Source organism: Pseudoalteromonas sp. 1181_04 (assembly GCF_052850545.1).
Genome location: NZ_VXCS01000016.1, coordinates 127,386 through 138,586, shown reverse-complemented (window position 1 = coordinate 138,586; position 11,201 = coordinate 127,386). Strand labels below are relative to the sequence as shown.

Here is an 11,201-nt window from a genome sequence, read left to right as displayed (position 1 = left end):
AGTGTTCATGGAGGAAAAATGAAAGTCCAGATAAAATCTTTCTCATCGCACCAAACTAGTAAAGTTATTGCTTTAGCGTTCGCACTATTCACAATTCCTTTTTCCATAATGGGAGTCATTGGTTTTTTCGTCGCTCCAGAAATGAAAACAAGCACTGGAGAAAGCATTCCTAATTTTCCGTTTTTAATTTTTGCATTAGCACCATTACTATACGGTTTTATGTTTTACATAATGAATAGACTCATGTGTTTCGGGTACAATTTTATTGCAAAGCGTGTCGGTGGCATTGAGTTTGAAACGGTTGAATCTGACAATGAACACTAACAAAACAATAAACATCATTCGCTTCGCTCATTGGGAAAAAGCCTCGCTGCAACTTTGTTGCAAAGCGCTCGGTTTTTCCCGTTATTGTAAGCGTTATATGATAAATAAAGTATGGAGAAACTAAATGACAAAATGCCCTCAATGCCAATCGAAAATGGACTTTGATTTTTTGAATGAAATCATGGATGAATTAAGCCAATCACGTTCCGTTACATATGAGACTATTGTTGAAGCAACATGTTGCAGGAAAAAATTAAAGGCGATCAATGACTGCAATATGTATTACATAATTTCTGAGCCTGCAAAAAAAGGTGAAGAAAGAGACATGATCGGTGCTAAATAACGATTTATTCCCTAGCCGGTAGTTTCATATAACAAGGCGCTACACACAGAAATTTTACTCGCTGCGCTCCCAAAATTCTGGTGAGCTTGGCGTTATGCAAAACTGAGAACAATCCATGATAGATAGATCGTTAATCGGAAAGCAGTTTGAATTTAATGCAATATTAGAGAATTGGGCTGAGGGTATGGATTACTGTGCTGTTAGCGTACCTTCAAGCGTAACCAAATCACTTAGAACTAAAGGGCCTGTATTGGTTCGTGCTAGTGTTAATAATTCAGAGCCATTTCAAGTAAGTCTATTTCCTGTTGGCGGTGGGAAACATTATATTCGCATTAAATCAAAGATACGTAAGCTCACGAATACTAAAGTGGGCGACAATATTAAACTTGATTTCGTTGTAATTGACCCAGAAGACGTAGATTTACCAGATGATTTACTAGCTACATTAGAAGATAGTGGCATGATAGATGGATTCTTAGATCTTCCGCCTGGAAAAAGGAACTATTTAATCCGAAGGATTGGTGAGGCTGCAAAACCCACTACGAAAGAAAAGCGAATTCAGGAAGCACTAGAAGCCGCTATTGAAAGAAATTCTAGGAAGTAAAGCCTAGTAAAAAACAAAGCGTAAGGTTAAGCCAATGCATAACAAACGCATGTTGTCGGATTGGCTTTCCGCTGCGCTCCACACCAACGGCAAATGCGGGCGTTGGTATGACTCCCACTGTCAAGTTAAACACACTGATCCTTGCCTAACTTTTTAAGCCATAATTACTTCAGCTCGAATTAGAGCGAGTTAATACATAGGATGAAGCAAGTAATGTCGTCGGTTATCTTGCTGATATTCGTTGGTTATTACTATTTCTAGTAACAGAGCAAACCTTACTTAGTTCGTCGTGGCACCTGTCTTCAGTCTATGTTCGTGGTTCAATGCAGCGTTAGCTGCATTGCCATCCTAACGCCGTCGGTGGTTGTGCCACACCCGATGCTTGATCCTATGCATTAACTCTAATTCGTTTATCATGCGGGTACTCTTGCCAATCTAAGTTTTGTATTCACTGGCGTAAGTACCACTTCTTTAGCAATGGCCCATATGTACGCAATCATTTCTCGGGCAATTGCGGTGACAACCAGGTTGTAGTGTTTCCCTTTGGCTATCATTTTTTTATAGCGCTTGCAGAGCCTAAGTTGTGCTTTCCACGCAATATCAATAATGTCCTTTGGTAAACCTTCTTGTCGTTTTTGCATATCTGTCGATATATTTTCTGCATAGCGATAAGTGTGCGCGCCTTCAATTAGTAGGCGTCTTGCTCGGCCATTTCCGCATTTTGTGATAGCGCCAATATGGCGTTTGCCACCACTCGAGTGTTCACTGGGTACAAGACCGAGATAACTCATTAATTTACGGGGATGATCGAAGCGCGTTAAATCGCCAAGCTCAGCAACAACACCGGTGGCGACCAACAAACGAACACCTCGCATTGCTTGTATTGCTTTAACAACGGGATAATAACGCCATTGATGAACGTGATGTGTAAGTTCATTATCTAATCGTTCAAGTCGACTTATTCGCTCGGTAATTGTGTGTAAAAACTCTTGTAAGACGATGTGCTGTGCTGGGTGTGGAAGCACAAGCTCAGTGAGCCAACGTAAATGTTTTTGTGACCAATTTGCAGTGCCTTTGTAATTAATATTATTACGAAGCAGCAGTGCTTTTAATTGATATTTAGCATCTTTTAAATCTTTCATGGCCACTTCGCGTGCACGAGATAAATCACGTACAGCTTCATCTTCAGGCTCGGGAACATAGATAGGTGTTAAATCTTCAGATTTAAGTAATTTAGCGAGCTTAAGGGCATCACGTTTATCGGTTTTAATCTTCTCGCCTGGTTTTTTAGGAATAAGAGACGGGGCAACCACATAACAGCAATGGCCAAGGCTTGTGATTAATCTGTAAATCCAATAACCACAAGGGCCTGCTTCATAAACAAAGTGTAACGTTGCGCCAGGGTATTTAGATTCAAACTGACGAACAAGCTTTTGAACGGCAACTTTGGAAGAGGAAAATCGACCAAGGTGAACAGGTTGTGCACCTCTATGTTCTTCAATATAGGCGACTTCATTGAATTCTTTATGTGTATCAAGTCCGATAAAAAGTATGCTATGTTTATTCATGTTAGCCTCTGCTGTTTAATTAATTGATAAACTAATTATGGCTCTGGCTTTGAATTAAGCTAACCCACGAAAAGCGGAGGCTAACACCGTGTGGGAGTCATTATGTCTATATGTCCAAGGAGGAACCGAGGTGAGTGATAACCTGTATTTCAAATCAGCGATGTTTAAATCTAATAAGTCTCTTGCTGAGTATGTGTTTTCTGAACTTAAAAAGTTGAATTTTAATCCAGAATCTCCTATCGACAGTGATTATATGTTTAGTATTGCTATGAACATCAACGGAGTGATGGTTGATGTGTACCTCGGTAAAAATGACGAGGAGTCGGAAACTCCTTTATGGCAGGTTTGGCCAGAACAACGCATCTCCTTTTTTAAGAAGTTTTTTGGTAAAGTCAATAAGTCACCTGAAGTGAAAGCAAGACAAGTTATCGAAAACATCGCAAAAAACATTGAGGGCGTTACTGATGTCGCATGGGACATATGACAAGTTAAACCATCGGAAAATCCCTCGCAGGCCAAACAACGGCCTATACGCTCGCGTTTTCCGCTGTTTAAGCGTTAGTTGCGTATCATGAATCTAGAGCTGTTCAAATTAACAGAGGATGAGCGGTTATTATTGGTCGAAATGACTGATTTCGGAGTGCCTCTCTATGAGGTTCTTGATGAGTAAAAAGGACAGGCACATTTTTTTGCAAAAATCATAGCATCAACTACTGTTATTACATACAGTAGTTGGTGAGGTTGATATATTATGACTCGCGCAAGAAAAAAGCTTATTGATTTAGCATCGACATCTTATTATCACTTAATCTCACGATGCGTGAGACGTGCATTCTTGTGTGGTGATGATAAATACACAGGTAAAAACTTTGATCACCGTAGGGAGTGGTTAGTAGAGCGAATTAAGTTATTAAGTAGTGTGTTCGCCATTGAAATTGCTGCCTACGCGATTATGAGCAATCACTACCACCTTGTTGTGAACGTCAATAGGCGTCAAGCACTTGATTGGTCCGATGATGAAGTAATTAAACGCTGGTATCAGCTTTATAACGGCCACTTTTTAATCGACCGCCACTTAAAAGGTGAGCAGTTAGATAAGCCAAGTTTGCTCTTTTTTAATGAGATCATCGCTAAATGGCGAGAAAGATTGTATGACATCAGCTGGTATATGAAAAACCTCAATGAGTACATTGCCCGCGAGGCCAATAAAGAAGATAACTGCACGGGTAAGTATTATTCGCTGCCATCCTTGGCGCTCACCCTTCGGGCTGCCTAACGGCCTTTAAATTTGTGGGAAGGACCTTTCCTTTCGATAAAGAGTAATCACAAGCGCTCTTTGATGAAGCTGCACTGCCAGCTGGTATGGCGTATATCGACTTAAACCCAATACGTGCCAAAATAGCTCCCCCCCCCGAAGAATCAACCCACACCAGCGTACAAAAACGTATTGAAAGCGTAACAACAGATAAGCAGCCTAAAAATTTATTACGTTTTGCGGGTATGAATGCTTTGGAAGGGGCTTTAAATAAATATCAATTTAGTGAATGCTTAGCGTTAGTATTTTAAGATTTTATAAAAAGGATAGGCAATTTGCCTATCCTTATTTTTGCGGTAGAGGTGATAATAATTTTAGCCTTGCTAATTTATCATCAACCTCCATATCTATAAAACCGTAAGGTGGTTTTTTTATGCCAACACGCGACAAAAAAGGAGATAACAATCTTTCGACAAAAAAACAAACCTAGTCATACTGAGCCTGATGAATGTATCCAAGTCAGAGGTGCGCGGGTTCACAACTTAAAAAACATCGATGTTAATTTGCCCCGTAATGCCTTGGTGGTTTTTACTGGTATTTCTGGCTCAGGAAAGTCGTCATTGGCCTTTGGCACTTTGTTTGCTGAATCTCAGCGTCGTTACCTAGATTCTGTTTCGCCTTATGCCCGTCGCTTGATTGATCAAGTAGAGGAGCCAGATGTTGATTCAATCGAAGGGTTACCGCCAGCAGTAGCACTGCAACAGCAGCGAGGAACTCCATCGGTGCGTTCATCTGTTGGTAGTGTTACCACGATTTCTAATGGCTTGCGCATGCTTTATTCCCGTGCAGGGCAATATCCAACAGGTCAAAATATACTTTACGCTGACGCCTTCTCGCCAAATACCCCAGAGGGCGCTTGTGAGCGATGCCATGGTATAGGTCGTGTATTTGAAGTGACAGAAAAGTCGTTGGTACCAGATGACAGCAAGACCATTAGGGAACGCGCTATCGCGGCATGGCCGCCAGCATGGCAAGGGCAAAACTTATTGCGTATTTTGATTGCATTGGGCCATGAAGTTGATATTCCCTGGAAAAAATTGCCACAAAAAACGCGGGATTGGATTTTGTTTACCGATGAAACCCCTGAAGTGCCGGTTTATCGAGACTACAATATTAGCCAAATACGAGAAGCAATTGATAAAGGGGAAAAGCCCAATTACATGGGGACCTATACAAGCGCCAAGCGTTTTATTTTGCAGTCATTTGCTACTACGCAAAGCCCGCGCACCAAAAAGCGGGTGTCGCAGTTTATGCAGATTTCTCAATGCCCCGAATGTCAGGGAAAAAAACTCAAACAAGCGTCACTGTCGGTTAAATTTGCTGGACTTGATATTGGTGAATTGTCGCAATTGACGCTGACTGAGTTGGCGTTGCGGTTAAAGGATACTGCTAATAGCAAGCCCGACGATAACACCGCTAATCGAGAAAAAGCCATCGTCGCACAGCGTATTGCCAGCGATATTCTTACTCGTGTTGAAGCGCTTACTCGACTTGGTTTGGGTTATTTGTCGCTTGAACGTGGTACGCCCACGTTATCTCCGGGCGAACTACAGCGCCTGCGCCTTGCAACGCAGATCCGCTCTCAATTATTTGGTGTCGTTTACGTATTAGACGAACCCTCAGCCGGTCTGCATCCCGCTGATACTCAAGCATTGCTAGGTGCCTTAGATGAATTAATCGCAGCGGGTAATTCAGTATTTGTGGTAGAGCATGATGTTAGCGTTATTCGCCATGCAGATTGGATTGTTGATGTAGGTCCCGATGCTGGAATCCATGGCGGAGAAATTATTTACAGTGGTCCGCTTGAGGGCTTGCGCGAGGTAACCGAGTCTTACACTGGTCGATTTGTGTTTAATAAAGATAACAGTGCAGCACATAGGCCAAGACAGCCGAATGCTTGGCTCAAATTAGTTCAGGTTAAGCGAAACAACTTGAAGAATATCGACATTGAGTTTCCGCTAGGGCTTATGACTAGCGTTACCGGTGTCTCGGGTTCGGGAAAATCGAGTTTAGTCAGTCAGGCGCTGGTGGAGCTTGTGTCTAATGCCCTTGGTCAGCAAAATACCGTCGAGGCACCCAATGATGAGACTGATTTACTTGAGGAAGAATTAGAAATCGCCACCAGCGGTAAAATTGTTGATGGCATACAGCACATCCGACGTTTAGTGACCGTGGATCAGAAAGCTATTGGCCGAACACCACGCTCAAACCTTGCCACTTACACCGGTTTGTTTGACCATGTACGTAAGCTATTCGCTGCCACACCCAAAGCAAAAGCGAGGCGCTACAACGCAGGGCGCTTTTCGTTTAATGTAGCTAAGGGGCGTTGTTCGAATTGTGAAGGCGTAGGATTTGTGAGTGTCGAATTGTTGTTTTTGCCTAGTGTTTATTCGCCTTGTCAGGTATGCCAAGGGCAGCGTTACAATGACGAAACGCTCGATATTACTTATCGAGATAAAAATATCGCTGAAGTGCTTAATTTAACCGTTGAAACTGCCCGTGAATTTTTTATGGATGAGCCTTTAATAGCGCGCGCTTTGGATGCCTTGTTGCAAGTGGGGCTCGGCTACTTAAGGCTTGGTCAGCCTGCTACCGAATTATCGGGCGGTGAAGCGCAACGGATAAAATTAGCTACTGAGTTGCAACGAGCGCAACGCGGTGACACTTTATATATTCTCGATGAACCCACTAATGGCCTTCATCCCGCAGATGTCGCTATGTTGATGTTGCAATTAAATGGTCTGGTAGACGCAGGTAACACCGTAATCATGGTTGAACACGATATGCAGGTCGCGAGCCATAGCGACTGGGTCATTGATATTGGTCCTGGTGCGGGCGATGAAGGTGGGAATATTGTTGCTCAAGGACCACCGGCCAATGTCGCTAAGTCAAAGGCCAGCCAAACAGCACCCTTTCTGTCGCCTTAGTATTAGCCCGACTTTAGGTTATCGACGTTTTTCTTTACTTAAGTTGGAGATTAATTGCGATGTTGCGATGCCCCGTATACCACCATAATAGGCATGGTGTTTTCGGGGATGGCGCTGGACGCAACAGCAATGTGGGTATTACCAATCAGAATGCCATGGTTGGGGTTAAAACCTAACCAACCTGTACCAGGTAAAAAACCTCTGCCAAGCGTGCAGTTCATCGAAGGGGTTTCCATATCAAAATAGAAATAGCCGCTGGCAGAACACACGGCAATACCAAAATGGCGCGGCAGATTAATTTGCATCTAAGACAAGTCAGTACAAGATCCTTTGTTAATTTTAAAGGTTTCATTAGCGGGTAATGGTGGGCTATCTTATTGATATTCAGCACTAAAATCTCGGTGTGTCTAGGTGGTATAGAGCTTGAACGTCTCACTAAAAATCAGTGATATCTACTCATTTAAAAACGTTGTGCGAGTGATGATATAAAAAGGGATGATTTTTAATCTAAAAGAGCAAGCTTGGTAACACAGTTTTGGTTGCTCAATAAAAGTGGCTGTCTAGTTTGATTTTTATGTTTTTTAAATGAGTTGACTGAGACTATAACAACTAAAAGATAACCCACACTTACTATACAAAAAAGCTTCTGTACTAGTACAAAAGCTTTTCTTATTAAGATAAATTGAATCGAACTAAGCTGAAATTCGATAAAGGTTTATCAAGCAAGCTTTAATCATTATGGGGTGAGCTGGTCACAGATTTCAAATGTGTGCTCAACAACATCATTTGAGTTAGCACGTAAATCTAATTGCCATTCTTCCTTATGATCATAATCTCCTTTTTCGGTGTTTTTTATCCAAGTAACAGGGTAATCATCTGGTTCTACACGATATAAAAAAGGTGCAAGTATTGAAAAATCTTTGGTTTTGCCAATAGTGATTGTTTGATTGTCAGAAACGGACTGATCTAATTCTCCCCCTTCTAACGTGAAATCTAATGAGTTAAATTTAAGCTTAAGCTCAGTAGGGCCGCTATACCCTTCACAAGCTGTCAAACCAATACGGACATTTTGCTTAATAAGTGCTGTTTTTGTACCTAAATCAATAGTGAAGTGGTTGGTAGTTACCTGCTGCTCTCTCACAACGGTAGCAGATGTAAATGGAGAGCTAAAACCCATAATGCTAAATTTCTTCTCTACTCCTACGCCTATTACTGCTTGATAATAGCCATTATCATCCGTAGAGAAATATAAACTGTCTATTATTGCTTCACTTGAAAACAGATCGACATTAGCAAGGCCGCGCCCTAAAGCATCAACCAGACGACCGCTAACACTACCAAGCCAGCTAACATCATGCAGAGAAACAGCAATTAAAATGTGTTTTACAACCGTATTACCCGCATCGTCCGTTACACTAACCGAAGCAGTATAAGTACCAAGGGTTAGTGGCGTAAATGAGGTTATCGCTTCAGTGGTATTTGCTAAAATTGACCTACTATATTCAGGTTTACTCAAAGTCCAAGAATACGTTAGTGCGCCTCCCTCAGGATCTTTACTTAATGAGGCGTCAAGTATTACTTCGCTACCATAAGAAGTAGCTCGTTCACTGTCTCCCGCAAGGTGAATAACAGGCGGTAAATTTTCTTGGGCGGTAATAGCCAGCTGCACTGGATCTGAGCTTTGGCTACCATCATTAACGATCAACTGCACAACATATTCACCCCCTACTAGCGGAGTAAAACTCGGGTTTTGAGATTGAGCATCATTTAACTCACTATCGCCAGCCTGACTGAGCCATACCCATTGATAGCTCAGGTCTGCTCCTTCAGGATCCTGACTTCCACTGCCATCTAATGTTACTTCTTGGTACAAATAGGCAGAGGTTGCAGCCTTTATTTTAGCGATAGGTTTTTGATTATTTTTCGCGGTAATACGAACTTGACTCGGTGTTGAGTCAGCTTGACCGTCATTAACAACCAAAGAAAAAACATACTCACCGTCAACATCTAATTCAACCATTATTATTTGTTGATTTGATGTTATTAATTGCAGATTACTATCATCAGGTTTTTTAATTAAAGACCATTGATATGCTAAAGGAGATTGCTCAGGATCATAGCTAGCAATAGCTGACAGCGGAATACTTTGACCTGTGTTAACGATTTTATCGGGTCCTGCATTAGCAACAGGTACTTGATTACCCGAAACTACCTTGACTATCGCACTGGTGCTTGTTGAAGCTAAAGTAGGATCAGCAACAGTTAACTCTATTTCATAGTCTCCTGGCGTATCGGCAGAGAACTCAGCATCGACCGTGCGATAATTATTGAGCTCCACACTGGAATTACTTGGCTGACTAATAACTTCCCATAAATAGGTTAATAGATCGCCATCAACATCATAACTATCACGAGCACTTAAATTAAGTGTTTGTGACATTAATACTTGCGGAGCAATAAAAGAAATCGCTGCATTAGGGCTACTATTTTCAGTATGTGGCTTTACCTCAATATCGACTTCGTCTGTTGATTGTTGCCCTGTATCATCACTAACGATCAACCTAAGGCGATATTGCCCCATAACATCGGCTATAAACTCACTTTCTATCGAGTTAATTTTGTCTAACACTACAATACTGCTCGCCGGTTTATCAATGAAGCTCCATTGATAGTGAATATTGCCCTGCAAGACATAGCTTGATCTTCCACTGAGCTTAATTAACGTTCCGAGTTTAACGCTTTGATCTGGTCCTGCATGTGCTACCACTGCCGCCGTCGCTTGCTCAACATTAATATCATATGAAGCAACGACGCTATTGACGGTACCATCATTAACCACAAGTGTTAGCAGGTATTCACCTTTAGTAGCAAAGGCCAAGGTAATATTTTGTGCGGTGGTATTAGCTAAGCTGATAGCTTGCTTATCACTGTTAACTAATGACCACTGATATGTGAGCTTATCTTTATTGGCATCATGACTTTTGGCGGCACTAAAAACAAATTCTTGCCCAACAACAAATATTGACTCTTGAGCTACGGTAATTACTGCGACTGGTGCCTGATTAACAACAGTGGTTTGTTTGGCGGGTGTATCTGACGAGCCACCACAACCTGACAAAAAAACGATAAAAAATAATAAAAAAAATACATTAACTTTCACTATAACTTCCTTGTAAAAAACTATTCAAACTAATTCGATGAGTTAGTACCTAAAATGGAGGCTATCTTGTAAGCGGCTAAAAATCAATCTAAAGATGTTAATAATCACACAAAGGTTTAAGAGAAATGTAAAATAACGTTTTCAAAATGGGGAGAGGGCGTTTTCTTAGTTTGTTAAAACCTATGTAAGTAAACTCTGTTTAATGGGACTATGGTTAAACCATCAATAAAAATAAATTAAAAATGAGTTATTCTACAGGCTCATAGCACTATGGAATTGAGGGTTTTCCATGAGATCTAAGAAGCTAGATACTCTAATTTATGTATACATGGAATTAGCCGATGCACTTGGCAAACTAAATAGCCCAGAGTTAGAGCCGTTATTAAATAGCTGGCCTTTGTCTTTGGGGTCAGGTTAACGAAATAATTAATAACCCTGATAACGCAGTTAAGCCTTCTGAAATCGCATCAGGTTTTGAACAAGGGCTACGTGACACGCATCTGATGCTTGGTGAGCTAAATGCACAATATAGGTCGTCAGCAATCGAGGTCTTTTATAAAGTTGTCGGCTTGCATTTGCCTCGCTTCTTTCAAAAAAGCAAGGCGCAGCTAGAGCGTATCGTGGCTAAAGGTAAAATCAAAAACGAAAATGAGTGGCACCTAGTTCGTCACCGAGTAGATGAAATCGAAGGCCAATCAAATAACGACGCGGAGCTAGAAGTTCTTAATGAACTACTTGGTCAATTGGAAGCAAGCGTATGACACATATGAGCCTTAACTCTGCCAATAAGCGCTATTAGTCTTTTTGACCGTTTTTATATAATGTTGGTCAATTCTAAATTAATAAACAAACTCGTTTAATTCGTCTGTCGATACGTCAGTAGCTTGCGTTACGCAGTAATCGATTATTGCGGTCTCATCGCGGCCTAATTTTTTCTAGACAATAAACAAGACACCCAGC

10 protein-coding genes and 1 pseudogene are annotated in these 11,201 nt (G+C 41.4%); 8 read left to right on the top strand and 3 right to left on the bottom strand.

Features of this window, described 5'->3' with window-relative positions:
* The 3 genes from FW757_RS14885 to FW757_RS14875 all read left to right on the top strand — a co-directional run.
* Positions 1–324: hypothetical protein (locus tag FW757_RS14885; RefSeq protein ID WP_446441372.1), on the top strand; the 324-nt coding region annotated here is incomplete at its 5' end.
* A gap of 124 nt (positions 325–448) precedes the next feature.
* Positions 449–667, top strand: coding sequence for a hypothetical protein (locus tag FW757_RS14880; RefSeq protein ID WP_182831548.1), 219 nt, complete (start codon positions 449–451; stop codon positions 665–667).
* A 115-nt stretch (positions 668–782) separates the two neighbouring features.
* Positions 783–1,271 (top strand): YdeI/OmpD-associated family protein, encoded by a 489-nt coding sequence (locus FW757_RS14875; protein WP_182831547.1) that lies wholly within the window; start codon positions 783–785, stop codon positions 1,269–1,271.
* Positions 1,272–1,684: 413 nt separating this feature from the next.
* Here the strand turns inward: FW757_RS14875 and FW757_RS14870 are convergent, their stop codons facing one another.
* The gene (locus tag FW757_RS14870) at positions 1,685–2,839 is read right to left on the bottom strand and encodes an IS110 family transposase (RefSeq protein ID WP_446441371.1); all 1,155 of its coding nucleotides are present in this window, start codon (positions 2,837–2,839) and stop codon (positions 1,685–1,687) included.
* Positions 2,840–2,969: 130 nt separating this feature from the next.
* Here FW757_RS14870 and FW757_RS14865 point away from each other — a divergent pair, with 130 nt between their 5' ends.
* From FW757_RS14865 to FW757_RS14855, 3 genes and pseudogenes are all read left to right on the top strand, one after another.
* Positions 2,970–3,323, top strand: a complete 354-nt coding sequence (locus FW757_RS14865; RefSeq protein WP_446441370.1) for a hypothetical protein — start codon at positions 2,970–2,972, stop codon at positions 3,321–3,323.
* A gap of 267 nt (positions 3,324–3,590) precedes the next feature.
* Positions 3,591–4,321 (top strand): annotated as a pseudogene (locus FW757_RS14860) (alpha-amylase family glycosyl hydrolase); the annotation flags it as partial.
* Positions 4,322–4,552: 231 nt separating this feature from the next.
* Positions 4,553–7,081 (top strand): excinuclease ABC subunit A, encoded by a 2,529-nt coding sequence (locus FW757_RS14855; RefSeq protein ID WP_446441374.1) that lies wholly within the window; start codon positions 4,553–4,555, stop codon positions 7,079–7,081.
* Positions 7,082–7,131: 50 nt separating this feature from the next.
* Here FW757_RS14855 and FW757_RS14850 read toward each other — a convergent pair whose 3' ends face one another.
* Positions 7,132–7,386, bottom strand: coding sequence for a hypothetical protein (locus tag FW757_RS14850; RefSeq protein WP_446441369.1), 255 nt, complete (start codon positions 7,384–7,386; stop codon positions 7,132–7,134).
* 431 nt (positions 7,387–7,817) lie between these two features.
* Positions 7,818–10,241: a PKD domain-containing protein gene (locus FW757_RS14845; protein ID WP_446441368.1), complete on the bottom strand. Its 2,424-nt coding sequence runs from the start codon at positions 10,239–10,241 to the stop codon at positions 7,818–7,820.
* A 289-nt stretch (positions 10,242–10,530) separates the two neighbouring features.
* Here FW757_RS14845 and FW757_RS14840 point away from each other — a divergent pair, with 289 nt between their 5' ends.
* Both FW757_RS14840 and FW757_RS14835 read left to right on the top strand, forming a co-directional pair.
* Entirely contained in the window at positions 10,531–10,659 is a 129-nt protein-coding gene (locus tag FW757_RS14840; protein ID WP_257325656.1) for a hypothetical protein, read from the top strand.
* A gap of 202 nt (positions 10,660–10,861) precedes the next feature.
* Positions 10,862–11,002: a hypothetical protein gene (locus FW757_RS14835; RefSeq protein WP_179959225.1), complete on the top strand. Its 141-nt coding sequence runs from the start codon at positions 10,862–10,864 to the stop codon at positions 11,000–11,002.
* Positions 11,003–11,201: the final 199 nt, after the last annotated feature.

Coding starts and splice junctions, on each gene's coding strand:
- FW757_RS14850 (WP_446441369.1), bottom strand. CDS start 7,386: ATGCAAATTAATCTGCCGCGCCATTTTGGTATTGCCGTGTGTTCTGCC.
- FW757_RS14840 (WP_257325656.1), top strand. CDS start 10,531: ATGAGATCTAAGAAGCTAGATACTCTAATTTATGTATACATGGAATTA.
- FW757_RS14870 (WP_446441371.1), bottom strand. CDS start 2,839: ATGAATAAACATAGCATACTTTTTATCGGACTTGATACACATAAAGAA.
- FW757_RS14880 (WP_182831548.1), top strand. CDS start 449: ATGACAAAATGCCCTCAATGCCAATCGAAAATGGACTTTGATTTTTTG.
- FW757_RS14875 (WP_182831547.1), top strand. CDS start 783: ATGATAGATAGATCGTTAATCGGAAAGCAGTTTGAATTTAATGCAATA.